Annotated in this window: 30 protein-coding genes; 1 reads left to right on the top strand and 29 read right to left on the bottom strand. The window is 47.2% G+C overall.

Going from position 1 to position 26,325, the window contains the following annotated elements; genetic code table 11:
* Positions 1–55: 55 nt before the first annotated feature.
* From bshB1 to NYE45_RS18455, 5 genes are all read right to left on the bottom strand, one after another.
* The gene (gene bshB1 / locus NYE45_RS18435; RefSeq protein ID WP_340013561.1) at positions 56–754 is read right to left on the bottom strand and encodes a bacillithiol biosynthesis deacetylase BshB1; all 699 of its coding nucleotides are present in this window, start codon (positions 752–754) and stop codon (positions 56–58) included.
* Entirely contained in the window at positions 751–1,191 is a 441-nt protein-coding gene (gene mgsA, locus NYE45_RS18440; RefSeq protein ID WP_017687735.1) for a methylglyoxal synthase, read from the bottom strand. Before mgsA ends, bshB1 begins: the two co-directional genes overlap by 4 nt.
* 11 nt (positions 1,192–1,202) lie before the next feature.
* Entirely contained in the window at positions 1,203–2,006 is an 804-nt protein-coding gene (gene dapB, locus NYE45_RS18445; RefSeq protein WP_339166306.1) for a 4-hydroxy-tetrahydrodipicolinate reductase, read from the bottom strand.
* 82 nt (positions 2,007–2,088) lie between these two features.
* Positions 2,089–2,613, bottom strand: a complete 525-nt coding sequence (locus NYE45_RS18450; protein ID WP_340013562.1) for a tetratricopeptide repeat protein — start codon at positions 2,611–2,613, stop codon at positions 2,089–2,091.
* 50 nt (positions 2,614–2,663) lie between these two features.
* Positions 2,664–2,993 (bottom strand): nucleotide pyrophosphohydrolase, encoded by a 330-nt coding sequence (locus NYE45_RS18455; protein ID WP_017687732.1) that lies wholly within the window; start codon positions 2,991–2,993, stop codon positions 2,664–2,666.
* 172 nt (positions 2,994–3,165) lie between these two features.
* Between NYE45_RS18455 and NYE45_RS18460 the strand changes: the two genes are divergently transcribed.
* Positions 3,166–4,035, top strand: a complete 870-nt coding sequence (locus NYE45_RS18460) for a YitT family protein (protein WP_340013563.1) — start codon at positions 3,166–3,168, stop codon at positions 4,033–4,035.
* 111 nt (positions 4,036–4,146) lie between these two features.
* Here NYE45_RS18460 and NYE45_RS18465 read toward each other — a convergent pair whose 3' ends face one another.
* The 24 genes from NYE45_RS18465 to NYE45_RS18580 all read right to left on the bottom strand — a co-directional run bounded on the left by NYE45_RS18465 (position 4,147) and on the right by NYE45_RS18580 (position 26,306).
* Positions 4,147–5,016 (bottom strand): sporulation protein YpjB, encoded by an 870-nt coding sequence (locus NYE45_RS18465; protein WP_340013564.1) that lies wholly within the window; start codon positions 5,014–5,016, stop codon positions 4,147–4,149.
* A gap of 66 nt (positions 5,017–5,082) precedes the next feature.
* A complete protein-coding gene (locus tag NYE45_RS18470; RefSeq protein ID WP_340013565.1) occupies positions 5,083–5,709 on the bottom strand; it encodes a DUF1405 domain-containing protein in 627 nt (208 codons plus the stop codon).
* A 110-nt stretch (positions 5,710–5,819) separates the two neighbouring features.
* The gene (locus tag NYE45_RS18475) at positions 5,820–6,704 is read right to left on the bottom strand and encodes a c-type cytochrome (protein ID WP_340013566.1); all 885 of its coding nucleotides are present in this window, start codon (positions 6,702–6,704) and stop codon (positions 5,820–5,822) included.
* Positions 6,705–6,725: 21 nt separating this feature from the next.
* A complete protein-coding gene (locus NYE45_RS18480; protein WP_017687726.1) occupies positions 6,726–7,397 on the bottom strand; it encodes a cytochrome b6 in 672 nt (223 codons plus the stop codon).
* Positions 7,398–7,412: 15 nt separating this feature from the next.
* On the bottom strand, positions 7,413–7,955 hold the full coding sequence (locus NYE45_RS18485; RefSeq protein ID WP_062835174.1) for a ubiquinol-cytochrome c reductase iron-sulfur subunit: 543 nt from the start codon (positions 7,953–7,955) through the stop codon (positions 7,413–7,415).
* A 193-nt stretch (positions 7,956–8,148) separates the two neighbouring features.
* Positions 8,149–8,571, bottom strand: a complete 423-nt coding sequence (locus NYE45_RS18490; protein WP_340013567.1) for a DUF2487 family protein — start codon at positions 8,569–8,571, stop codon at positions 8,149–8,151.
* Positions 8,572–8,723: 152 nt separating this feature from the next.
* Positions 8,724–8,903, bottom strand: a complete 180-nt coding sequence (locus NYE45_RS18495; protein WP_017687723.1) for an IDEAL domain-containing protein — start codon at positions 8,901–8,903, stop codon at positions 8,724–8,726.
* A 23-nt stretch (positions 8,904–8,926) separates the two neighbouring features.
* A complete protein-coding gene (locus NYE45_RS18500) occupies positions 8,927–9,433 on the bottom strand; it encodes a gamma carbonic anhydrase family protein (protein WP_340013568.1) in 507 nt (168 codons plus the stop codon).
* 44 nt (positions 9,434–9,477) lie between these two features.
* On the bottom strand, positions 9,478–10,596 hold the full coding sequence (locus NYE45_RS18505) for a hypothetical protein (RefSeq protein WP_340013569.1): 1,119 nt from the start codon (positions 10,594–10,596) through the stop codon (positions 9,478–9,480).
* Between the two features lie 278 nt (positions 10,597–10,874).
* Positions 10,875–11,474, bottom strand: a complete 600-nt coding sequence (locus NYE45_RS18510; protein WP_340017398.1) for a histidine phosphatase family protein — start codon at positions 11,472–11,474, stop codon at positions 10,875–10,877.
* A 43-nt stretch (positions 11,475–11,517) separates the two neighbouring features.
* On the bottom strand, positions 11,518–12,156 hold the full coding sequence (locus NYE45_RS18515; protein WP_062835179.1) for a zf-HC2 domain-containing protein: 639 nt from the start codon (positions 12,154–12,156) through the stop codon (positions 11,518–11,520).
* Complete coding sequence (locus tag NYE45_RS18520) at positions 12,153–12,746, bottom strand: sigma-70 family RNA polymerase sigma factor (RefSeq protein ID WP_062835180.1); 594 nt, start codon at positions 12,744–12,746, stop codon at positions 12,153–12,155. Before NYE45_RS18520 ends, NYE45_RS18515 begins: the two co-directional genes overlap by 4 nt.
* 740 nt (positions 12,747–13,486) lie before the next feature.
* Positions 13,487–14,581 carry a prephenate dehydrogenase gene (locus NYE45_RS18525; protein ID WP_340013570.1) on the bottom strand — a complete coding sequence of 365 codons (1,095 nt, stop codon included), beginning with the start codon at positions 14,579–14,581 and terminating at the stop codon, positions 13,487–13,489.
* Between the two features lie 26 nt (positions 14,582–14,607).
* Complete coding sequence (gene hisC / locus NYE45_RS18530) at positions 14,608–15,708, bottom strand: histidinol-phosphate transaminase (RefSeq protein ID WP_145148808.1); 1,101 nt, start codon at positions 15,706–15,708, stop codon at positions 14,608–14,610.
* Between the two features lie 86 nt (positions 15,709–15,794).
* Positions 15,795–16,601: a tryptophan synthase subunit alpha gene (gene trpA / locus NYE45_RS18535; RefSeq protein ID WP_340013571.1), complete on the bottom strand. Its 807-nt coding sequence runs from the start codon at positions 16,599–16,601 to the stop codon at positions 15,795–15,797.
* The gene (gene trpB / locus NYE45_RS18540; RefSeq protein WP_340013572.1) at positions 16,598–17,797 is read right to left on the bottom strand and encodes a tryptophan synthase subunit beta; all 1,200 of its coding nucleotides are present in this window, start codon (positions 17,795–17,797) and stop codon (positions 16,598–16,600) included. Before trpB ends, trpA begins: the two co-directional genes overlap by 4 nt.
* Positions 17,794–18,495, bottom strand: coding sequence for a phosphoribosylanthranilate isomerase (locus NYE45_RS18545; protein ID WP_340013573.1), 702 nt, complete (start codon positions 18,493–18,495; stop codon positions 17,794–17,796). Before NYE45_RS18545 ends, trpB begins: the two co-directional genes overlap by 4 nt.
* 35 nt (positions 18,496–18,530) lie before the next feature.
* Positions 18,531–19,319 carry an indole-3-glycerol phosphate synthase TrpC gene (gene trpC, locus NYE45_RS18550; RefSeq protein ID WP_145148812.1) on the bottom strand — a complete coding sequence of 263 codons (789 nt, stop codon included), beginning with the start codon at positions 19,317–19,319 and terminating at the stop codon, positions 18,531–18,533.
* Positions 19,309–20,349, bottom strand: a complete 1,041-nt coding sequence (gene trpD / locus NYE45_RS18555; RefSeq protein WP_153028249.1) for an anthranilate phosphoribosyltransferase — start codon at positions 20,347–20,349, stop codon at positions 19,309–19,311. Before trpD ends, trpC begins: the two co-directional genes overlap by 11 nt.
* A 68-nt stretch (positions 20,350–20,417) precedes the next feature.
* Positions 20,418–21,986 carry an anthranilate synthase component I gene (trpE, locus tag NYE45_RS18560; RefSeq protein ID WP_340013574.1) on the bottom strand — a complete coding sequence of 523 codons (1,569 nt, stop codon included), beginning with the start codon at positions 21,984–21,986 and terminating at the stop codon, positions 20,418–20,420.
* Between the two features lie 698 nt (positions 21,987–22,684).
* The gene (gene aroH / locus NYE45_RS18565; RefSeq protein WP_047843558.1) at positions 22,685–23,062 is read right to left on the bottom strand and encodes a chorismate mutase; all 378 of its coding nucleotides are present in this window, start codon (positions 23,060–23,062) and stop codon (positions 22,685–22,687) included.
* Between the two features lie 5 nt (positions 23,063–23,067).
* Complete coding sequence (aroB, locus tag NYE45_RS18570) at positions 23,068–24,162, bottom strand: 3-dehydroquinate synthase (RefSeq protein WP_036607679.1); 1,095 nt, start codon at positions 24,160–24,162, stop codon at positions 23,068–23,070.
* A 1-nt stretch (position 24,163) separates the two neighbouring features.
* Positions 24,164–25,333, bottom strand: a complete 1,170-nt coding sequence (gene aroC / locus NYE45_RS18575; protein WP_062835188.1) for a chorismate synthase — start codon at positions 25,331–25,333, stop codon at positions 24,164–24,166.
* A gap of 178 nt (positions 25,334–25,511) precedes the next feature.
* Positions 25,512–26,306 (bottom strand): protein-glutamate O-methyltransferase CheR, encoded by a 795-nt coding sequence (locus NYE45_RS18580; protein WP_340013575.1) that lies wholly within the window; start codon positions 26,304–26,306, stop codon positions 25,512–25,514.
* Between the last annotated feature and the right edge of the window lie 19 nt (positions 26,307–26,325).

Genomic DNA, 26,325 nt, shown 5'->3' on the forward strand with positions numbered 1-26,325 from the left:
ATGCAACGGAATAATGAAACGATTCGTCTCATTAACACGTAAAATGTGAAATCGTTTATTGGGCAGCTGCACCAAATTGATGAACAACGTATGGTGTAATTGTAGCAAAACCTTCTGCAAACGGGATGAGACTGCGTTGTCCGAGCAAGGAATCACGGGCTCTTACACGTTCAATATACCCTTGATTCAATGGAGTCGAGACTACACCCTCCCCGAGTTCGAATTGGGAACGATAACAGCGCAATGAAGTTTCCTTTTGCTCATAGTGTTCCGAAATATCCACAATCAAATCCGTAGGTCCAATGTCATTAATAAAGTAAAAATAAAGTTCCTTCACTTGCACGGCAGGCATGTCCGGCATGTAGTTCCGAAGCTTGGCATTAAATACAGCTTCCTGCACAAGCTTACTGCAATTGACATGATCCGGATGACGATCTTCCCAATAGGGTGCAAATACCATCCGAGGAGCATGACGCCGTATTTCAGCTGTTACCGCCTGTACATGTTCAGGAGTAAGGTACAACCCGCGATCAGGAAGACCCAGATTCGTTCGACACGAAAGACCGAGGACGCGGGAGGCTTGCTCCGCTTCCTCGGTTCTGCGCTCTACTGTTCCGTTGGAAGACATCTCAGCACGAGTCAGATCACACACGCCTACTTTCAAGCCGGCTGCGGTATGTTTGGCAATTGTTCCAGCCATACCAATCTCCGCATCGTCCGCATGTGCTCCAAAAATGAGAATATCCAGACTCATTCGGAATCACCCGAATTCAATCCAGCCTCCGGTTTGTATTTATGTACCAGCTCTCTCCAGGCAAAATCGCCACGATCCAGAGCCTTAACCAGAATCTCAGCGGTTGCGATATTCGTGGCAAGTGGAATTCCCTGCACATCACAAAGACGTAACAGCGCATTAATATCCGGCTCGTGAGGTTGTGCCATCAGTGGATCGCGCAGAAAAATAATCAGATCCATCTCATTTTGGGCAACCAAAGCTCCAATCTGCTGATCTCCGCCCAATGGGCCTGATTCGAATCGATGAATCTTCAGAGACGTTCCTTCCATAATACGAAGGCCTGTTGTTCCTGTAGAATACAATTGATGGTCCGTAAATACAGGCTCATATGCCGTCACAAAGTTAACCATCTCTTCTTTTTTGCGATCATGGGCGATAAATGCTATTTTCAACATGACAATCTCCTTTAGTCGATAAAGTGATCAAATCCGTAGATGAGTCCTGTATATTCCATAACCTTTTGTACACCAATTTTAACACCAGGCATATAACCTGCACGTTCATAGGAGTCATGCCGAATTTTGAGCGACTGTCCATAGTCTCCGAAAACAACTTCCTGCTGCGCGAATACACCAGGCAACCGTACACTGTGAATTCGGAATCCGTTGTAATAACCGCCGCGTGATCCTTCAATGGTTTCTTCCTCATTCGGATTACCCTGACGAAGTTCCTCCCGATTGGCAGCAATCAGTTCGGCTGTTTTGATCGCTGTTCCTGAAGGAGCGTCCAGCTTCTGATCTCCGTGATATTCGATGATCTCCACATTTGGCATATGCTTGGCAGCCTGTGCTGCGAATCGCATCATCAAAATGGCACCGATCGAGAAGTTAGGGGCAATAAGCCCACCGATTCCTTTGTCCTTGCACTGCTTGTCCAACTGTTCGATCTGCTCCGGCGTGAAGCCGGTAACACCCATGACAGGTCTGACTCCATGACGGATCGCGATCTCAGTATGTGCAAACGCAAATTGTGGCACTGTAAAATCGACCATAACCTGCGGTTTTGTTTCGGCAAAAGCCATTTCAATATCATCAGTCACCAGTACTCCACACTCTGGCAAACCAACAAGTGTTCCAGCATCCGTGCCCGCTCCGGAGCGGTTAACTGCAGCTGCTAGCTCCAGTTCCGGGTCCTGAAGTACCAATTTCACGACTTCACGGCCCATTCGACCAGCCGCTCCGATCACGGCAACTCTAATTATTTCACTCATCTTGACTGCATCTCCTCGCTATGTTAGATCGTATCGTCGAATCCATTTCAACTTAACTTGGATATCGTTGTGAAATGAATTCTTACTGTATGGATTTCATACGTTGCTTGATTTCCTGTAACATCTGATGCAGTTGCCCGTTCTGCGGGTCCAACAAAATGGCTTCACGTAACGCTTTTATTGCACAATCAAATTCATTCAAGTCACTGTAAGCGAGTGCAAGCATGACATGAGCTTCTACGGAAAGAGGATCCAGTCTGACCGCTTCTTTCAAAAGCGTAGACGCTTCCACATAACGCTCCTGTGTTGCAATACCCGCCTGCTCCAACAGCAACTTGGCTCTGGAAGTCAGTTGTTTCGCTTCCAATGTCTGCAGGTGCAAAATATATTCTTCTGTGCCTGCCGACAATTCAACCGCCTTACGCGCATATTCAAGCGCCGGAACCAGATGTTTGCTACGGGCATGCGTAATGGAACAGCGATAATATAATTCCGCATGTTGCGGATGAGCATGAATGGCTGATTCGAACCAACGAATGGCCTGCTCAAAATCATTTTGCAATATACAGCGATAAGCCTGCTGCATATATTCTTCCGGTTTCATCATCAAGCTGACCCTCCCCGATCGGGTGATGGTACAGCATATGTAATCTACGCCTAATCGGTGTTTTTGGGAGTCCACCGATTGGCATCGCGGGTGTTAAATTTATGCATGACTTTATCGTGCGCCTCAGCCAGATCAATACCCAGCGAGTTTGCAAAACAAATCGTGATAAATAAAATATCTCCAAGCTCAAGCTCAATGGAATTGGCGGCTTCGGAAGACTTCTTCGGCTTCTCACCGAACTCGTGATTCACTTCCCTGGCAAGCTCCCCAACCTCTTCAGACATCCGGGCCAACATGGCCAGAGGACTGAAATAGCCCTCCTTGAACTGGGAGATATACTGATCAACCTCACGCTGCATTTCTGCGATGCTTTTCTCCATGAGAACGGATTCTCCTTTTGAAATGATGTCGTATTTGTTCCTAATAATATCAGTTATTTAGATTCACTTCCACCATCATCAGTGACAAATCATTTTTAAAGAATCAATAAACAGGTATACTAGATGGGAATGATTGCTTCTTCATTCTAATTTATCTACAGTGAGGGATCTTATGAGCACTGCCAAAACCTGGGTTCAAGTCAAACTGGTTCTGCCCATCCTTCTGGGTACAGCCTTATATGCCTTTGGGCTTCTCTATTTCATTATCCCCAATCAACTTATGGAAGGTGGCCTCACAGGGGTTACGGTGCTGATCAATTACGCATTCGGCATCTCACCTTCACTTACGACCCTGATTCTTAACGTTCCTCTCTTTCTGATCGGGCTCAAAATTTTGGGCGGCAGACAGATGATCTATACGGGTATCGGAATTGGGGCATTGACCGTTTTCCTATGGTTATTCGAAAAGTTGATTCATCTGGGCTGGATTGAACCACTACATACTGAAAATGACCTCCTGCTCGCAGCCCTGTATGCAGGTGTTACGCTTGGAGCCGGTCTTGGCATCGTATTCCGTTGGGGCGGCACAACGGGCGGGTCAGACATCATTGCTCGCATTCTTAACCGCAAGTATGGATGGAGTATGGGACGGGTATTGCTGGGCATTGACTTCGTCATTATCGGGCTCTCTCTCATCTACATCCCCAAAGAAAAAATTCTGTATACGCTCGTAGCTGTATTTATCGCTTCCAAAGTTATCGACTTTATTCAAGAAGGTGCATATTCTGCCAGGGCATTTATGATCATCAGTGACCACGCACCTGAGATTGCGGATCAGATCACACGGGATATGGATCGTGGTGTCACCCTCATTCCAGCCATTGGCGCGTACTCCAAACAAACCAAGCACATGGCTTACTGTGTTATTTCCAGGCAAGAGTTCAGGCGATTGCAGACGATTGTACGTTCCATTGATCCCAGAGCTTTTGTCATCATCAGCGATGTTCATGATGTACATGGAGAAGGTTTCAAAGAAAGTTGATGTTACTATACAGAAACTGCAAAAAAACCACTTTTCACATGAAGCCCCGTTAGCGTGGCTGTTTATGTGGAAAGTGGTTTTTTTATATACAACGATCAGGACAATAAGCCATTAGCGCCGAAAAGGAAAAATTCCCTGCTGCTGCGCACGATACTTACGGTATCCGGCGTAACTTAGTGTCGCCACAATGACCGAACTGATGAGCAACCCAGCTGCTCTGCGATCCGGACCCTGTACAAATGGTACGAACGCACTCTCATCCTTCTCCCGACCAAATAACTGGTTCACCAGTTCCTCACCATGGCCCACCATGCTTTTTAACTGAGCCAGATTTGGCTGCTTTGCAGTGGTGAGCCCTTTGGTATGAGATAACCAGGCGTCCATCTGAGCAATTTCATACGGTTCACGGCGAATCATTGCGGCAGGACGAATCGTCTCATAATGCTCCTCCAAAACGGCATAGCGGTTTGCCAGTACGGCCGCAGTTTGACCCTGATTTGTAGCATCGGACAAAGCGTCCAGATCGTTTTTCACGATTTTATAATATTGAAGCCATAAAGGCTTGGTAGGATTGGCAAGACTATCTGCTGCAAGTCTGAGTTTGGCAGAGGACTGCTGAAGAGAAGCATCGTCATTTTTCACCTTCACAACCGCTTGTTTCACTTCAACTATGGTTTCGGACAAGGCATGAATGCCCTCAACTGTCGTTTGTCCCTCAAAGGAGATATGCTCCAGACTTTTACTGATGCGCAGAATGCTTCCTCGTACTTCTTCAATATTATTCTCGAGCGCCTGACGATACAAAACGGCTGCTTCTTCATTCAGTTGTGCAATTGAATTGCTTGTGGACACTTGCTGATCTGAATTCGAATTCAATCCTTCACTTTGCGCGGATACACGATATGCTAAGTTTGTCCAGAGCAGCAGAGCCATGAACGATACCACCAATAAGCCAGTTTTGATCCTGAACGTTCTCTTCATGGACATCCCTCCCACCATCAATGTATGGCGGGGCGCAGTTCCTTAGAACAAGCTCAAGATCGGATATCAGGTTCGTTTCGCTTGTCTGAGCGCAAGCCATGCACACAGAATACTCACCAGCGTCAGTCCGAATGTGAAATTGCGCACACCATCTACATGATCGTAGAGGGAGGCAGGTAACCAAGGGTAAATATCATATGTATAATCCATCGTATCGTTCAACAACGTCCAGAGACCTGCAACGACAAGAGCAGCCCATTTGAATCCGAAAAACCGTACATAGATAAGAGCTTCAATCGCCATCGCACTATGCGAAGCAATCAACATCCAGTCTTGCCAGTGCTGTGTGCCACCCTGCATCCAGCCAGCGAATATAATCGATACGGCCCACACGCCATATTTCACAGATGTGACCACGGCAAGCGCCTGAATTACATGTCCAATCCGTTTAATTATGATAGACCGTGGTGGGTACAAGATCCATAACAATGCTAAGGTGAAAAACAAACTCGCTGTTGGACTATCCGGCACAAACACGACCTGCCACACCGGCTGCTCTGCCAGCGTCATTTTCATTTGCTCTCCGTACCAGATGTATCCGTATACCGTTCCTACTGCATTACACCAAAACAAAAGCCACAGAAAATAACGATTGGTCAGAAATTCCCTACTCCAGAAAAACGATAAAGCCACGTTCCCTGCCCCTTCCTTTGTCACATGTTGTACACGATAACGTGCTGCCCCAAAAACATTTCAAAAAACCTGACCGCATAAACGATCAGGTTTCATTGGTTATTTCGATTTTACTGTTCTGCTTTCTGTTTCGCAAGCCATTCGGTCAGATGATTAATTTCTTCATCCGTGACGCCTTGAGCAATGGCATTATTGTACTGAGGTTGCATTGCGTTGTAACCTTCTTTGATAATAGTCAGAATCTCTTCCTGGCTATGTTTGTCACCGACACCTCGAAGTGAAGGTCCACTTGCGCCCTTCATATCAGCCGCATGGCAGCCAATACAGCCGGCCTTCTTGTACGTTTCCATTGCAGGGTCATCCTGATCCACGATGGCCACTTCCTGTTGCTGTCCAGGTGCATTAGAAACTGGTGGAAGCCCCTGTTCACGCCTCTCCAGCGCTTCTTCTTCACGTTGAATATGTTCAGGCTTCTGTCCGCTTGCTTCCAACTCATGTTCGTAGTGCGTCCACGCTACATTCGTCAGGTAAAATACAGCAATGACCGACAAAATCATCAACGATGAAGCAATGGGACGTTTATAGAAACGTCGCTCCTTACCTGTGTCCAGGAACGGTGCAAGCAGTAAAGCTCCGAAAGCGACTCCACTGACTCCCAGTACCCCGAGCAGGACGTAATCGCCTGATGCGTATGGATACTTCAAATACTGATACAGAAAAAGGAAGTACCAGTCCGGCATGGGAATAACGGATGCGCTCGGATTGGCCGGATATCCCAAAGGTGCAGGTTCTGAGATCGTCAGAACCAAAATCCCTACCAATACAACGACACCAACCATCCATTCTTTCAGCAGGAAGTTGGGAATAAAGGCTTCTGATTTGCCGGGATACGCCGTGTAATCAGGCGGGGTAATAAATCCCGCCCCTTTACGTACGCGTGAATCACCGACAAAGATAACCTTTTCCTCATCATCCTTCTTATGTCCGTGAGCCATTGCGATTCCTCCCTTCTCAGTTTATAGTGGTCCCGAAATGCCCTGTCTGCGGATCATGATAAAGTGTCCGACCAGAAGCACCAGAAGCACCGCGGGGAGGAAGAATACGTGCAGGGCAAAGAATCGGGTTAGTGTCTGTGCACCGACAATCGTACCGCCTTGCAGGAATTCTTTAATGATTGGTCCCAGCCAAGGAACCGTATTGGCAATCTCCAGTGTTACTTTTGTTGCAAAATAGGCTTTGTTGTCCCATGGTAGCAAGTACCCTGTCAGCCCCAGGCCCAGCATGACGAAAAAGATCAGCATGCCGACAACCCAGTTCATTTCGCGCGGTGCTTTGTAAGAGCCTGTAAAGAACACACGCATCGTATGTAAGAACATCATTACGATAACCAGACTGGCTCCCCAGTGGTGCATGCCGCGAACAATTTGGCCGAAGGCTACTTTGGTTTGCAGGTACTCCACACTTGCGTAGGCATTGATAATATCAGGTACGTAATACATGGTCAGGAACATGCCTGACAGAATCTGAATAACAGTAATAAAGAACGTCAATCCACCAAAGCAGTACACGAATGCGGAAAAGTGATGAGCCGGATTTACATGCTCTGGAACTTCATGATCCGCAACGTCCCGCCAGATTGGCGTGATGTCAAGACGCTCGTCAATCCAGTCATAGACATTTTTAAACATCTGCGTTCACGCCTCCTAATTCACTCGGGTGTTCGGAACAATGTCGCCCAGATATACCCAACCCTGCTCTTCCTTGACTACGTACTCATCCAGCGGTTTGGGGGCTACGGCAAGATTCTTCCCTTCCTTGTCATAGTGCGCGCCATGGCAGGGGCAATGATACTCGTCTGGATAACTTTTGTCACTATTCCAGCCTACTGTACATCCTAGATGTTTACAGATAGGTGAGAGCGCATAAATTTTACCCTGCTCGTCTTTGCGAATCCACGCCACTAACGATGCATTACTCAGATACCAACCATCCTGTTGTTGAAGTTCAAAGGTGAATTCTTGAGGCTCATTCGTAATTTTGCTGATTTCAGCTACTTTGACAGAGGTGCCTTCTCCCTTATGCTGCAAAATCGGGTCCACCGCAAAACGGACCATGGGAAGGATTGCACCGGCGGCCATGTAGGCTGTAGCTCCACCAAGCGTGTACGTCAAAAACTGCCTGCGTGACATCTCCATGCGGCTTGGCAATTTCAATGAAGCTTCGTGCTGGTCATGCTCACTGCTCATACTGTCTCCAACCCCCTTTTTCAGCCAACTCTCTCAAACGTTTTCATTTTCAGAAATTCCACGACTTACTAGAACATACATAATCATATAGTAGCCCTAGAACACCGTCAAGAATTTGTCACACATTTTTAAGGTTCAATTGTAAGCGTTATTAAAAAAGTGTTGTAAAATTGTCACATTTGTCACACGAAACTCATTTTTTCCACAACTCTCGTATTTTCTCCCCGACAAATCTCGCAATTCCCTCTTCACCAACCTCACGCGTTAACTCTAACCGACTCAAAACCAAATCAGCAGATGCAATTTCCACCCCATCAAACTGACCATCTGATGACATAATAACCACATATTTGAATCCTGAGGATTTGAGCTGAGCGGACAAGGAATTTAATGTCATTGACATTTCCGAATTAGCATAATGAAAGGCTGGATACGTCATGATTCTCCCTTTGAAAGGGATCTCGACCATATCCAGAAAATCTCTCAGCCGCTCCAGTGCTTCGGTAGCTTCAACTGGCGACTGCTCACCGCTAAGAGCCGTGTATGGAATAAGGCATGTATCCAGATAGAGTTGCAGTTCAGCCCAGCTGTCTTGAGTCATCTCACTGAATTTCAATTCCCTATATCCCCTTTCTATCCATTTTATTCCCATATTATATATGAGCATATCTTATAAATCCAGACATTCATTTTGGAATTACACATATCAAAAAAGGAAACACGCATCTGCGCATTCCCTTTTATATCAGAAAAGATGTATGGTGCCCATCAGTTTATGGTCCTCAGTTCATCCGTCAGACTCCGGAAAGCTACTTCGTCTCCGGTAGCTAACGCTTTATCGATTTCCAAATAGAGCTTCTCGCTGCGCTGTTTGCGAAGCGCTTCGTCCCACACCATCTCAGCTGCCAGCCCCAACATGACTTCATACGTAACTTTCATTTTATCCAATAGGATGCACCTCCAAAACGGATTTAAGAGCTCCTATATTCTTTTCCTTTGGTAACATAACCCAGTGAAGTTCTCGACATCCGCTCTAGATCCGCATCAGTCAGCTCACGTATCACTTTGGCAGGTGTCCCCAAGGCCAGAGTATAGGGCGGAATTTTACTATTCTCAGTAACAACTGAACCGGCCCCAATCAGCGTATATTCGCCTATGTCGGCTCCATTCAACAGAATGGCTCCCATGCCGATTAATGATCCTGTTCCAATACGACAACCATGAATGATCGCTGAATGTCCTACCGAAACATCGTCTCCCAAAATCAAAGGTTGATCTGTGTTGACATGTCCGACAGCATTATCTTGAATATTACAGCGGTTTCCAATGATTATGGGAGCCAAATCGGCTCGCAGGACTGCATTGAACCAGACGGAAGATTCTTCTCCCATTCTCAAATCACCGATCAGTTTTGCACCTTCAGCCATATATACTGAAGGGTGTAACAGAGGTTGTAGACCTTTGTATGGAATTATCATCGATATCACTCCTTAATTTGGGAGTGATTTTAGCAACTTGTCCTTCACTTGTCAAACATAATAGGTGTAACGTCTCCAGAGATGGAGCGACAGGATGCAGCAAGTCGTGTGCCCCAGGCTGTCATTTGTACAGTCCGGCCTTCCTCATGTTCGCCAATGCGAACCATGCCAAGATGCAACATCATTTTAACAATTCTATTATCATAGATGGCCTCGGCCGTATCATAATAGAACGGCTGAATAAATGGACCGATCTGACGAAACAGCGATTCGGCGGTTGACCATTCCGAGGCACATTCGCCTGTCCAATACACAATTGAGGACAGATTGGGAATAGCACCTTTATACAATCTTAACCAAAACCTAAATAGCTGTATCATTTCGGCTGTTTTCTCAGCCCCCAGCTTGTCTTCTCCAGCTGGTGATAACCTTAGCGTACCTTGCTCCTCGTGAACCAGCCGATGGTGAAATGCATAGTCGTAGAGGAGAGCGAAGCGATCCGGGTAATCCTTGAACGAACGGCCATATCCGAATCTCCAACCGGCTTTGCCCACCAATTCCTCACTGATGTGTAGATGCTCCATAATCTGCTGTTGAGAGCGACGGTACATCATGCCTTCAGCGTTAAGGGCAATTTCATGCTGCTGGACAAACTGCAGGAACAATTTGAGATCATCCGCTAATAGATGATACTCATCCCGATACATGGGCGGTTCCGTCGTTTTAGTAATCCCTGCTCGCAAATGTGTGGATAACACATCCCTGAACCTTAATTTCAGATCCTGAGGTACCTGATACAGATATCTGGTCTGCTGCGTCGTCCCATTGAACAACCATCCGCTCTTATTGAAGCGAACGATGAGGTCACGTGGACTAGCGCCAGCCTCACTCTCCTTTTTGTCCATCGATTGACGGGCTATGGCAACGAGTTCTTCCATACCATAGTACTGGCGAGGATCAAACAACAAGTTGTTCAAGAAGCGCTGATCTGCTTGATTCAGTTGACGTACCTGCTGCTCAAAAAAGGGTCTGCTGCCCAATGTAGTGAGAATACTCTGGATGAGTTCATGTTTGGAGTTGGGCTTGCATTCACATTGGTAATAGTCTGCTATTCGATTAAGCTGGCCAATATCGGCAAAAGTAAGCATATCCGCTAGATTCATGGGTCCATCGCCTCGCCCGTTAACTACTTCGACCGCTGATTCGAAGCCTGAAATAGTTTGGTTTTGTAAACATCGTTGACGGAATTCCCACAATCTAAACCTCTTTTTGGAAATCTTTTATGTTTGAATCCATTTCATAATATCTTTAGTGAATTATGAAATTAATTCGTTAATCATACTATGCCTCAAGTTGGTCAATCAGAAGAAAAATGAGAGGTTTGAAATCATATAAAGTCTTTCTTTCCCCATAAAACGCAAAAAAAACAACCCAAGTTGGATTACTCAGGTTGTTTCGCTGTGTCCAAAGACAGATGTCGTGTGCAATTATATAACAGCGGACTCCAGTCATCACGTTCCTTTTCCAGGATCGTCAGTGACAGGTTTCCAATCCGTTCGGTATACCGATCTTTAAACAAGGCTGTTAACAGGTTGGCCAGAAAAGCTCCATGAGTGACAATGAGTACGTTCTGGTCCGGATAGGCAGACCATAGATCTTCCAGAAACGCCAGTGCACGAATCTGGATATCCGCTATCTGCTCCTGTCCCAAGTCCAATGTCTCCCAGGATTTTCCCCAACGGGCAACCCGTTCATCTGAAGTCAGACCTTCAATCTGACCAAAAGCCCTTTCTTTCAACCGTGCGTCCGGCTCCAGCAAAGGTACATTCAACAGCCTGGAGATGATCTCCCCTGTTTCCTGTGCCCGCGATAATCCACTTGTGATGATATAGTCCCATTGGTATTCTTCCGTCAGCAGACGTCTACCCAGGCGTTCTGCCTGTTCACGACCTTCTCCATTCAGAGGAATATCCGTCTGACCCTGTATACGGCCCGCCGCATTCCAGTCTGTAAGACCGTGACGAATAAGCCCGATTCGCACTTTCATCCCTCATTTCTCCACACGGCGAACGAAAGGTTATTACCTATGCACGCGCACCTTGTTGTTTACGTTTATTCGTTGTTCGATGCATACGTCCAAGAGAAAATAAAGCCATCCCTATTGCTAATAAAGACAGGGCCATCCAATACTGAGGATAAGCAGGTCCCATGCTCACAACAAAAGGTTCAATGATGCTTCCTCTGTCCGCTCCAGTCATGTTGTACTGATACAATCCAGAAGATGATGGTCCGCTTCCGGCAACCCCTGTCTCCAGAATACCCGTAGCAACAACCTTGGTTTGCTCAGCTTCTGATACGTCTGGCTTAAACATGGCCATGTACAGAAAACTGCATAAAAAAATAGCCAGGAACGCGGCAATCCACAAAGACATATGTTTGCGGATCGCAGCAGAGAAACGATTAACCTTTGCCTCTTCCGGCAATAGCCATGGAGACTCCGCATAGATCCGGTCCATAACGTTACGGTTGACTCTCTCTGCCTGTTGTTCTGTCACTGGAACCGGGATGCTGTGCAGCAAGATCTGGGCTTCTTCCCAGACCTCAAACTGCTCGGAGCACTCTTCACAACCAGCGAGATGAGCATGAAATGCAATCCGCTGAGGATGAGCTTCCGGTAAGTCCCAGACCAGTGCAAACAGTTCCTGGGCTTCATTGCAATTCATCGGTTCTTCATCCCTTCATATGGCTCGTACACCGGTTCGAAGAAATAAGGTTCCAATTGAGTTTTTACGCTTGATCTTGCTCTGAATAATAACGATTTCACAGAACTGACGCTCTGCCCAAGAATATTCGCAATCTCTTGGTAGTCTAGTTGATCATACTCACGGAGTATAATCGCAGAACGCTGCTTCTCCGGCAAATTGTTAATCGCATCCCTAACCAGCATCACCCGCTCGCTGCGCAGAACAGCATACTCCGGTGCATTTTCCGAAGGAGCAACAGGAACGATCCCGCTCTCTTCAAGTGGGACATTTCCGCTGCGCTGTTTGCGAAGCTCACTCAGTACCGTATTTCTCGCAATGGTATATAACCAGGTTGAGAATGAGGCATCTACCTCACGGAAAGAGTGCAGACTGCGGAACGCCTTATAGAAAGTCTCAGAACAGAGATCTTCCGCAAGCAGCTCCATATTGGAACTTTTCAACATATGATATACGAAAGCCAGTATTTTACGCTGATAACGACTCATCAGCTCGGAATATAACTCCAGGTTACCTTCCTTGATCTCTCGAATCAACTGGGAATCCGTCATTTGAGTGCGACCCCTCCTCGCCCATCCATGTGCTTCTCCCCGTTCGACTCTATCCATGTATTACCGAACAGGCACAAAAAAGTTGCGGTTCTCACCGCATATAAACAGCGTTCAGAGCCATAACCGGCCTTCCCGCCAAATTCCCCTATGTAATGGCAATTTCCCCAACGTTTCTACATTAACAGTATTTATTGTACAACGGTCTGCATCATCCTGGCAAATCCAATGCGATCCACAGAAACCCGACCTGTCATTCATATGCGGTCATTTTCACGTTCATGACTTCTTTTTGGACCTTTTTGACAAGCCTTTTGTATATAGACGAGCGAAGTTTTGAAAAGGTTACAAAAATGTGATATTTTTTTTCGATGAAGGTATTTGTCCAGGTAATTGAGTTGAGATGTAAGCAGATAAATGAGATGGGATAAATAAAGAGGATGTACATCTTAACATACCGTTGATGGGTCACTAACTTTAAAGACAAAAAAAAGACCGCTTACATAAGCGGCCATTGCTCACGTGGAGCAATACAGTTATTGGATAGGAGTGGAGAGAAACCATACTGTACCCTTATTATATGTATACGTTTTCATTTTGTCAACACTTTAAGTAAAATTGTTTGAGTTGATTATATCTTTCGGAAATTCAGGATAATACATCCTTTTTTTGTGGACGAAAATTAAATGAACAATACCAATATAACCTCACAAAAAAAGAGGGCTTCCGCCCTCCTTCTCATCTTATATCCACACCTGATAACCTAAGGAATCCAATAACGTCTTGGCTCGTTCCATATCTTCTTCCTGACGGAAGGACAGACGCATAATGCCTGGCACATCCACCCGATTCTCGATAATCTCCAAGTTGCTCAAGTTGATGTCATTGGCCCCAAGCTCAGTTGCGATCTTACCAATCATACCAGGTGCATCCTGGACATCGGTATAGAGGTCAAATAACGGCGAAATCATGCCTTTGCGTCGTTCTGGCAATACACTGCGGAACTCGCGGGCCTGACGGAATGCTTCCTCAATGCCTTCACCATTCTTATGCTCCAGCATATCCGTGAAGGCCGTCATTTGGCTGTTCCAGTCCTTAAGCAAACCCAGCAGTACATCCCGGTTGCTAAGCAAGATATCTCTCCATACAATGGCGTCACTGGATGCAATCCGGGTAATATCCCGAAAACCGCCTGCAGCCAGCATTTTATACAGCGGATTCGACTCATTATATTCACGCACCTGATTTACCAACGCAACAGCAATAACATGTGGCAGATGACTAATCGCCCCCACAATGTCATCGTGCAGCAAAGGCTCCACACGCACGATCTGTGCCCGCGTATACGCAAGCAGCTCAGACAACCTGCTGTACGCTTCCTCAGGCACATGTTCTGAAGGGGTCAAGACGTAGTATGCATTCTCAAACAACACGGCTGAGGCCGCGTCTACGCCTGCACGCTCCGATCCTGCCATAGGATGACCACCAATGAAATAAGCGTCAGTCAACCGCACATGCTCAGCACAAGCGGCAATGGAAGCCTTCGTGCTTCCTACGTCAGTGATAATACATCCTTTTTTCAATGGCAGCTTGGAGAGCTGCTCGAAATAGGATTCAAGTAAACCTACGGGAACGCACAAAAAAATAAAGTCGGCATCCTCTACCGCTTCTTCCAGAGAGAGCGTAGCATCATCCACTACACCGCTCGCTATGTACTTGTCCTTCAGTTCATCCAAGTGGGCGTAGCCCATCACGGTTACACCTGGCTTGCCTTTGAAGCACAGCGCAAGTGAACCGCCGATGAGTCCTACACCGATCATTGCAATTTTTAGTCTCATGGGTCCTCACTCTTTCATCGCCAGAATTAAGGGCGTGCTACCGCCTTCTCAGCCAGCGTGTTCTCCAGTGCCGTGACAAATGCACGGTTCTGTTCTGATGTTCCGACGGACACACGAATGTATGTTGGGTATACGTGGAATCCCGGGCGAACGATAATGCCTTGTTTAAGCAAGGATTGGAACGCCGTTGCCGAAGGCATGTTCAGATCAACCATAATAAAGTTACCCTGGGAAGGGAAATACGACAATCCCAACCGTGTAAATTCATTTTGCAGGAAATCCCGATCCGTTGCATTCCGCTTCGAGCACTCTTGAACAAACTCCTGATCGAGCAGTGCAGCCGTTGCTGCGACCTGTCCAAAACGCGAAGTGTTAAATGGCTCACGTACACGGTTAATCAAATCAATAATTTCGGGACGAGCAATACCATATCCAATACGGAGCGAAGCCAAACCGTAAATTTTGGAGAATGTGCGCAGAATAACCAGGTTCGGATACCGTTCGATCAATGGCACACTTTGCGGATATGCTTCATCGGTTACGAATTCATAATACGCTTCGTCCAGTATGACCATCACATGAGCAGGCACGCGATCCATAAAGGCTGTAAGTTCCTGCTCGGAGATAATCGTACCTGTCGGATTATTTGGATTACACACCCATACTGCTTTGGTTTTGTCGCTGATTTGTGCGAGCATGGCGCTCAGATCATGAGTCCCATCCTTCAGAGGTACTTCAATGGTAACGGCACCCTCAATATCTGCATTGCTTTTGTATACGGAGAATGTCTGATCAGCCATGATGGTCTCGTCGCCCGGTAAGAAGAAAGCTCTCGTAATCAAAGCAATGATCTCATCGGAACCACAACCAAATATCAGATTGTTCCGTTCCACGCCAAGATGGCTAGCAAGAACTCCTGTCAGCTCAACTGAGCTACCATCCGGGTATATGCTTATATTAGTCATTTCTCTCGTAATGGCTTCCAGAGCGGCAGGAGAACTGCCGTACGGATTTTCGTTGGAGGCCAGCTTGATGACTTGATCAAGCCCCAGTTCACGTTTCACTTCTTCAATCGGTTTGCCCGGCTGGTACACAGGCAGATTGACAATCTGGGATTTCGGTTTCAACCCAACCGCCTCCTGTTATTAAAATATTGTTGAACACGGATCAGCATGTACCTCACGTATCCAAAGGATGTACTTTCAGGACATCCCTATCCCTTTAATTGTGCCACAAAGTTGCGAATTTGCAACAGTCCCGCTGCACGCGTATCCGGATTTTCAAGCAGAGGAATCGCGTCTTCCACTTGACGAACGATGGCGCTACCGACAACAACGCCATCGCAGATGCGGGAGAAATGTGCAACCTGCTCATGGCTGGAGATACCGAAACCTACCGCTACAGGGAGGTCTGTCAGACTTTTCACCGTCTCAATGAAGCTCTCTACGCCGTCAAAGAAAGAAGCTCTCTCTCCGGTTACACCAAGGGAAGATACACAATAGATAAAGCCACTCGCTCCCGTCACAATCCGCTCAATCCGTGCATTAGACGTTGGTGCAACAAGCGGCACCAGATGCACACCGGCACGATTTGCACGTTCTCGCATCTCTTCCGCTTCCTCAATCGGCAGGTCCGGAATGATCATGCCACTAATATCATGTTTGATCAATTCATCAAAGAACACATCCAGTCCTGTCTGCAATACCGGATTATAATAGGTGAACAGTACAAATGGCAGTTTCACACCTGCCTTACGAGCTTTTGCAGCGGTTTCCATCACAGTACGAATGGTAATCTGGCTTTTCAGCGCACGTTCGGAAGCACGCTGAATGACTGGGCCATCTGCAAGCGGATCGGAATAGGGAACACCCAGTTCCAAAATATCCGCTCCCGCCTGTTCTAGCTCCTTGATGATATCGATCGTTGTGTCCACATCCGGGTCTCCCACGGTTAAGAATGGAATAAGTGCCGTGCGATTCTGTTCCTTTAATTGCTGGAAGGTCTGGTCCATCAGATTCATCCCAAGTCACCTCCCGTGTATTTCATGATGGATTCAACATCCTTGTCTCCACGTCCCGACAGACAGATGACCACAATATCGTCCGCTGTGAGTTCAGGCGCCAGTTTAACAACTTGGGCGACCGCATGTGCGGACTCCAGAGCAGGAATGATACCTTCTGTCCGGCATAGCAATTGCAGGGCATCCAGTGCTTCCTGATCCGTGATTGGTACATATTTTGCCCGTTCAATATCCTTGAGATAGGAATGCTCCGGACCAACACCCGGATAATCAAGCCCGGCCGAGATGGAATGTGCTGGCTGAACCTGTCCATACTCATCCTGCAACAGGTAACTCATAGATCCCTGGAATACACCATGCGTGCCTTTGGTCATCGTCGCCGCATGATACTCGGTTTCGACCCCTTTGCCTGCGGCCTCAACACCAACAAGCTTCACATCCTGGTCACCGATAAATGGATAGAACATCCCGATCGCATTACTTCCTCCACCAACAGCGGCTACAATCACATCCGGCAGACGTCCTTCGATCTCCTGAATCTGACGACGGGTCTCATCACCGATCACACGTTGGAAATTCCGCACCATCATCGGATATGGATGAGGACCAACCACGGATCCGAGCACATAAAACGTATCCTCCACATTGCTGACCCAGTAGCGAAGTGCTTCATTACCAGCATCCTTCAATGTCCGTGTTCCAGACGTCACCGGAATCACTTCTGCTCCGAGCAGCTTCATCCGAAATACGTTTAGCTGCTGACGTTCTGTATCTTCTTCACCCATAAATACTTTACATTCCAGTCCGAGCAATGCGGCTACTGTGGCCGTTGCAACGCCATGTTGGCCTGCACCCGTTTCGGCAATAACTTTCTTTTTGCCCATCCGTTTCGCAAGTAAACCTTGTCCAATGGCGTTATTAATTTTGTGCGCACCTGTATGATTCAGATCTTCACGTTTCAGATAAATTTTCGGTCTGCCCAATCGGCGTGATAATTGCTCTGCATGATACAATGGCGTTTCACGTCCAGAATACTCGCTCAGCAGATAATTCAGTTCCTTGTTGAATTCCTCGTCTTCAGAGAAGTGGCTATATGCCTCCTCCAGTTCAATGAGTGCGTTCATTAGTGTCTCAGGTACAAAGCGGCCTCCGAAGTGACCGAAACGCCCGTGTTGATCCGGCAATTGATGTGTCATGCCTGCTTCACCCTTTCTACGAATGCTGTAATTTTAGCAATATCCTTCACACCTTCTGTCTCCACGCCGCTGGATACATCGACGCCGAAAGGTGCATATGTCTGTATCAGTTGTTGTACATTGTCCGGCTGCAAACCTCCTGCAACGAACAAAGAGATTCCATGACTGGTCGCCCAATCGGCATAGGCAGGAATACGCTCCCAGGCAAACGTTTTGCCGGAGCCCCCTCCATATAGAGGATCATAGGTATCAAGCAATATCGCATCCACGAATTTATCGTAGGCATCAAGAGCCCTTATGGCTGCATCATCAGCTTCCGGACCCGTTTCATCTTTGGGAAAAGAAAAAGCCTTAAATACTTTGGCATTCCACCGCTGCTTCACCTGCTGACAAAATTCCGCAGTCTCCTGTCCATGCAGTTGAATAACATCGAGGTGAGCAACCTCCATAATATGTTCCAGCTCTTCGAGCGTAGGATTCACAAATACACCCGCAAGCTTCGGTCGTTCATAGGCCGACCATTCGAATAGTACCGTTCTTAATGCAGCAGCCTGCTCGGGTTCGATTCGACGGCGTGATTTGGCAAAAACAACACCAATGTAATCCACAGGCAAGTTTATCATCGATTTTAGCACTTCAACGTCCTGAAGTCCACATATTTTTACGGCCGCTGGCAGCGGGTTTCTGTGTTCTGACATACTGTCGCCTGTGCCATCGCATATGGAAGTATTCATCATTTCGGTCCCATCAGATCATATACAGCTGCCTCGACATCATCTTTGCGCATGAGGTGCTCACCTACGAGAATACCGTGTACACCGGCTTGGATCAACGGTACTGTTGATTCTGGTCCATCAATACCACTTTCGCTGATTAAGGTGACACCACTTGGAATCAATTCCATCAAATCCAGTGTCGTGTTCAGACTGGTTTCGAATGTTTTCAAATTACGATTGTTGATACCGACAAGGGTTGCCTGCGGAATTTCCAATACCTGCTCCAGCTCTGTCCGATCGTGGACTTCAATCAAGGCGTCCAACCCCAAACTTTTGGCGAATTCCAGATATTGACGAATTTGTTCTGGAGTCAGAATGCTGGCAATCAGCAGTACCGCGTCCGCACCCAGCAATCTTGCCTCGGCGATCTGTCGTTCATCTATAATAAAATCCTTACGCAATAGCGGAATGTTCACAGACTGATGAATAGCCTGCAAGTACTCGTTGCTCCCTTGAAAATACGATACATCCGTTAATACGGAGATGCAGTCTGCACCCGCTCGTTCATAAGCAGCAGCAATCTCTACCGGATGAAAATCCGGACGGATCAATCCTTTGGACGGCGAAGCCTTCTTCACTTCAGCAATAAGACCGAGATTGCGATTTCGTCCGCTCGATAATGCTTTTTCAAACCCCCGGGTTGCGGGTAATTGTTCGATTTTTTGGATAGCCTCATCCATGCGAAATGTTTGTGCCAGAACTTCAACTTCTTTATGTTTGGTTGCAACGATTCGATCAAGATACATGACTGTACGCCTCCGTTGTATGAATTAACTGTTCAAGCTTCCCGGCAGCTTTGCCCGAATCTACCGCTTCTGCGGCAAGTGTCACCCCTTCAGCAATGCTATCTGCAAGACCGGACACATAGATGCACGCTCCGGCATTCAACAGAACGACATCACGGTAGGCACTCTGCTCACCCTGGAAGATCCTCTTAATAATTTCGGCATTCTGTGCCGCATCTCCTCCAAGTACCGCTTCGAGCGGATGCAGAGACAAGCCCATATCACGTGGATCAATATCATAGGTGTGCACTTGACCATTGCGAAGTTCAGATACCTGCGTTGGCGCCGAGATACTGATTTCATCCAGACCATCATGGCTGGCCACAACCAACGCTCTTTTGAGACCCAGACGATTCAGCACTTCAGCAATCATTGGCGTCCGGGAGCGATCATACAGGCCAAGTAATTGGCGATCTGCTCCGGCAGGATTCGTTAAAGGTCCGAGCATGTTGAAAATGGTACGCACACCCAGCTCTTTTCTTGGCCCTGCCGCATGTCGCATGGAAGGGTGATATACCTGGGCAAAACAGAAGCAGATTCCGATATCATCCAGACATTGTCTGGCCTGCTCGCCGTTCAGATGGATATTTACACCGAGTGCCTCCAATACATCTGCACTTCCCGCTTTGCCTGAAGCTGAACGGTTGCCATGTTTGGCGACCCGAACCGAGACGGCCGAAGCAATGATGGCAGATGCTGTAGAAATGTTAAATTTGTGAATACCCGATCCGCCTGTTCCACACGTGTCCAGCAAGCCACTGCCATCCGTGAGGATTCGTCCGCCCTGACCACGCATGGCTTCAGCAAAACCGGTGATCTCATCCACCGTTTCCCCCTTCATCCGCAGCGCCATCAGCAAACCTCCGATTTGAGCCGGCGTTGCCTCACCTCTCATGATCGAGTACATCAAATCTCGTGCTTCGGCTTGCTCCAGATGGCTACCCTCCAAAATCTTCGCCAGGCCATTTTTCATGCCTTCCTCACGAGTAATCTCAGCAATAGGGGTTACAAGGTTCTCATTCATTATTGGGTTTATGTTCATCTCCGGTCTCTCCTCTCTCAGTTCTTAGCGGCTGCTGGTGTGACAAAGTAGTCTGCATTCGCCAGTCTCAACGTGTTGTCCTTGTCTTTGGCAGGAAACATTGCTTCTGCTGTTCGAATCGCCTTGAGCAATGCTTTGGCTTTATTAACCGTTTCTTCATATTCATTCTCAGGCACAGAATCCCATACGATTCCCGCTCCGGCCTGTACATATGCTTTTCCTTTTTTGAAAATAATCGTACGAATCGTAATACAGGAGTCCATGTTACCCGAGAAACCGAGGTATCCGATTGCTCCTGCATAGGCACCACGTGCCTCTTTCTCCAGTTCCGCGATGATCTCCATTGCACGTAATTTCGGTGCACCGGATACGGTACCTGCTGGCAAGCATGAAAGGAAAGCATCAAAGAAATCCTTGTCTTCTCTTAACTCACCCGTAACGTTGGACACCATATGCATAACGTGAGAGTAACGTTCAATCTCCATGAACATGTCACACTTCACACTGCCGAAGCTGGATACCCGTCCCAGATCATTACGCCCAAGATCAACCAGCATCAGATGCTCCGCACGTTCCTTCTCATCCTGGAGCAGATCCGCAGCGAGTGCACGATCTTCTGCTTCTGTTGCTCCTCTTGGACGTGTACCTGCAATGGGTCGTGTCTCCACACGACTTCCGTCCACCTTGACCAGCGCTTCTGGCGAAGTGCCAACAATAATCTCATCATCCATTTTGAGGTAGTACATGTAAGGAGATGGATTCAGCGTCCGAAGCACACGATACACGTGAAGTGGAGAAACCTCCGTATCAATGTGGAAACGCTGGGATAGGACCACTTGAAAAATATCACCTGCGCGAATGTACTCTTTGGCTTGCTCCACATTACCGATAAACTGCTCCTTCGTGAGATTGGAGCGGATATCCCCCAGCTCCACATCTCCCGGGATAGAGCGCGGATTCAGGTTCTCCCCTGGTCCTTGCTGCTGCAAACGTTCTGCGGCCTGCTCCAGCTTCTCTGAAGTCACTGCATACGCTTGACGTATCTCATCATCCGTTGCGCCGTCTTTGACGTGTACATTACCGACCAGCAGCATTTGCTGCTTCACATGGTCAAACACGATAATCTGGTCACAGAACATAAAGCGAATGTCATCCATATTCAGGTCATCCAGCGCGTGAGGTGGAAGCTTCTCATAATAGGACAGCAGATCGTATCCGAAGAACCCAATTGCCCCACCTGTGAATGGTGGCAGTTCATCATCTTTCGGGCTGCGGTACTTACGTAGCAATGCTTTCAGTTCTTCAATCGGTTTGCCTGGCAATTCACGGGTCTTCCCTGCTTCTTCTACAACAATCCGGCCTTTCTTCGCCGAAATCATCAGGAACGGATCTGTACCGATGAACGAGTATCTCGCCCATTGGATACCACCCTCTACACTTTCCAGCAGGAATGCACGGTCGTTGTCAGCATAACGGCGGAATATTCGAATTGGGGTCTCCATGTCTGCCAGAATCCGTTTGACTACCGGAATCAGATTATACTCATTCGACATTTTCAGTACTTGATTAACGTTTGGCGTTATCATCAGATCACGTCCTTTCAGATTTAGGTAAGTTCAACTAAAGATTGTTTACACTGAGCACTTCGATGACCGAACAACCTTCCGATCACTGTTATCCCCAGATTTTTTTTGATTCCCTTTCAAAAGGTAAAATCCGGTGATAAATGTGAACGCTCCGCTTCTTCAGGTTATTTCTGTCCTCTCCGTTTTTGTGTAAAAGTTTAGTTGAACTTATAGGGGTAGAAGAAGCAATTCAATATACGAAAAAAACCTCTACCATCAGGTAGAGGTTTGGTTATAAGCTGTATTTAACAGGGTGATGCTTCATAAATAACAAGTCCCTATACTTCGCTCTCGAATTATTCACAGGTTACTGAACTGATGCATCTCACATCATCCAATCGGGAAAAATAAATCAGTTATAACACTTCAACCAACTACTCATTCCAATATTTCATAAAATACGGGAACGTGCGTTATTCGTGCTATATCCAAATATATCAAAACAAAACGTGTCCCAAGACACATTTGCTTCCCTGTTCCTGTTACCTATTCCGTAGCACGACGTACCGTGAATCAGTTGGCCGGTTTCTGTTGCACCGGTTACCACCCACTGGACTCTGCTATATACTCCACTAGCTCAGCTGCTCTCAGCTCAATCTCTACTCTACTCAACTGGTTCTCACTATACATCATTATGATCGGTTTGACAACCCACTTGCTTAAGAGCCAGAAGGTGCTGCCAAATCCGGACGTAATGCCTGTGCACCGTTCAGATACACATGGTTGATTTCATTCTGAGCTTTGTTCGTATTCACATGCACCATGAAACGAATACACTGTGCCAAGGCACCTTTAACAGGAACCTCCAGTGCACACATTAGTGGTACCAGTTCCCAGCCATCCAGTTGGCGAATAGCTTTTGCCGGGAAAGCAGCATCCAGATCCCCGGTTAATGTAATCCACACACTGCAGATATCTTCCGGTTGGATCTCATTGCGATCTACGATCTCCTGCAACAATACAGCCGTTTCCTTCAAAATCTGTTCTTCGTTGTTCTGCGTGACTGTTGTAGCCCCGCGAATTCCCCGTGTGACCATTGCTGTTATTCTCCCTTCCTGAGCATTTCAATGACGTCCCGAACTGCCGACACAGGTACGTCCTTCACAATTCTTGCAGCCCCAATCCGATCAGGAATGATGAACACCATATGACCTTCACGGAACTTTTTGTCATGCATCATCGCTTCCATTAATGCATCCGTGTCAAGATGTGCAGGCATCGTTGTTGGAAGGCGAAGTGACCGCAACATGCGGACTGTATCTTCATAGAGCCCTGCTGGCGCACCAAGCTTCTCACCAAGCAATGCTGATCCAGCCATACCTATGGAGATCGCTTCTCCGTGCAGGAACTCTCCGTAGCCGGCAATCGCTTCAATGGCATGACCAATCGTATGTCCCAAGTTCAACAACGCACGTTCTCCATTTTCACGTTCGTCTCTGGATACAATCTCCGCCTTAATACCACATCCACGCTCCAAACCGTATCCCAGTGCTTCTGGATTAAGCGCAAGCAACTCTTCCGCATGCTCCTCACACCAATGTGCAAAAGCCTCATCACGGATCAGTCCGTGCTTCAGCATCTCTGACAAACCTGCCGAAACATCTCGTGGCGGCAAGGATTGAAGTGTATCCACATCGTAGAGTACAAGCTCGGGCTGGTGGAATGCACCGATCATATTTTTGGCCAGCGGATGGTTGACAGCTACCTTGCCGCCCACACTGCTGTCATGCGCCAAAATCGTTGTAGGTACTTGAACAAACTTGATTCCACGCATATATGTAGCGGCAACAAAGCCAGCCAGATCACCTACGACACCCCCACCCAGGGCCAAAATCGCAGAACTCCGATCCAGTTTGCCTTCGATAGCGACAGTCATCATATCCTGATATACCGAAAGGGATTTCGATGTTTCACCAGAGGGGACAACCGCCGATACGACTGTATAACCAGCCGTACGCAGCGTTTGCTCCAAACCTGACAAGTATTTGGGAGCCACATTTTCGTCTGTTATGATGAGTAACGGGCTTTTCTTGGTCAAGCCATATTGCTCAAAATATTGAGGGGCTTGCGCCAATAGGCCGCTACCAATCAGAATCGGATATGAGCGTTCCTCCAACTGTACCGTCAGCTGACGCATATTAGTAATTCTCCAGTTGAGCGTTATAGCTGGCAACGTTCGCACGGATCTCTTCCATGGAATCCCCGCCGAATTTCTCCAGGAATGCTTTGGCAATTTCCCATGCTACGACATGCTCCATAACCACACTCGCTGCTGGTACAGCACAAGCGTCTGAGCGCTCAACCTGAGCCGTAAATGCTTCTTTCGTATCAATATCAACACTTTGAAGTGGCTTATACAACGTTGGGATCGGCTTCATCACACCACGTACAACCACTGGCATCCCGTTCGTCATACCACCTTCGAATCCACCCAGACGGTTGGTTGCCCGGTGGTAGCCGCGCTCATCCGTATGCATGATTTCATCATGTACCTGTGATCCACGAATGACTCCGGCTTCGAATCCGATACCAATTTCTACACCTTTGAATGCATTAATGGACATTACGCCTTGTGCGATTCGTGCGTCCAGCTTGCGATCGTATTGAACATAACTTCCCAAACCAACAGGTACGCCTTCAACGATACATTCCACTATTCCTCCGATGGAATCGCCTTCTTGTTTAATCTGGTCGATGTAGGCTTCCATCTTCTTCTCTGTCTCAGCATCTGTGACACGTACTGAGGAAGCTTCTGTCACTGCAATCAGTTCATCAATCGGAAGGTCCTGATAAGGAGCTTCAATCTCTCCAATCCGAAGTACACGCCCAGCTACCTTGATTCCGAATTCAGCCAGGAACTGACGTGCAATGGCACCACATGCCACGCGTACCGTTGTCTCACGCGCACTGGAGCGCTCCAGTACGTTACGCAAGTCTTTGAGATTATACTTGAGTCCACCGTTCAGATCGGCGTGTCCGGGACGCGGACGATGAACGCGACGTTTCTCTTCGTCACTGCCTTCAATTGGCTCAATATTCATAATGTTCTGCCAATGTTTCCAGTCGTTATTTTGAACAACCAGCGCTACTGGAGCACCTGTTGTATATCCGTGACGGATACCACCAACGAAATTGGCCTGATCCTTCTCGATCTGCATCCGGCGTCCACGACCATATCCCTTTTGGCGGCGGTGAAGCTGGAAATTCAGTTCTTCAAAGTCAATCGTCAAATTACTTGGCAAACCTTCAATAATAGCGGTCAATTGGGGTCCGTGCGTCTCCCCTGCGGTTAAATAGCGTAAACTCATAATACGTTCCCCCTTTAAACTGTTAAACTTCACATTGCTAAAATCCCATAATTTCTTTGCTTATTATAGTATAGCTGACCGGCTTTGACAAGAAAGTCGGCTCTTTCTTGTACTTGGTATACAAATAACCGCCTGAACACATGTACATGTGCTACAGACGGCTCAACAACCATTATCATTATTTTTTCCGATAGAAGAATGTCTCTGCTGTCTCCAGACCATATTGTCCCGGGGAGAAGATCTGCTCCGTACTACCTACAAACAAAATACCGCCTGGACGCAAACTTGCTGCAAATTTGTGATACAACAGGTTTTTGGCTTCTTCGGTAAAATAGATCATGACATTTCGGCACACAATCAGATCGTACCCATCGTCGAAACGGTCCACCAGCAAATTTTGTTTCATGAACTTGATCGAATTTTTGAGTTGCTCATCAATACGGTATACCAAGCCATCCTGCTTGAAGTAACGGTTCGCCGTTTCCTTTGGCACATCCTTAAGTGAGCGTTCCATATAACGCCCTTCCTTGGCTTTGGCCAATGCACCTTCATCCAGATCACTTGCCGTAATGGAGCTGTCCTTCAAAATGCCCATCGTGTCCAGAATCATGGCAAGTGTATAAGGTTCTTCACCTGTTGAACAGGCTGCACTCCAAACTTTAGCACGACGCTTGGGCCCCAGCAGCTCAGGCAGAATCTCGTCCCGCAGCACTTCCCAACGATTGGGATTACGCCAGAATTCCGACACGTTAATCGTCATACGATCAAGGAATTCGTAGAACAATGATTTATCTTTCTGCATAGCTTCAAAAAAGTTAGAAAATGTATGAAACCCGTTTTTGTTGCGAAGTGTGGTCAGCCTTCTTTTCATCTGGCCTTCCTTGTATTGAGCAAGATCAATGCCTGTGCTCTCTTTGATTTTACGAATGAATCCGGTGTAATCCGGGTCTAGTAGTTGTTCTTGCTCCAGCATCGTGTATCACCCTTTTGGC

The sequence above is a fragment of the Paenibacillus sp. FSL K6-1318 genome (assembly GCF_037976905.1).
GTDB lineage: Bacteria > Bacillota > Bacilli > Paenibacillales > Paenibacillaceae > Paenibacillus > Paenibacillus amylolyticus_A.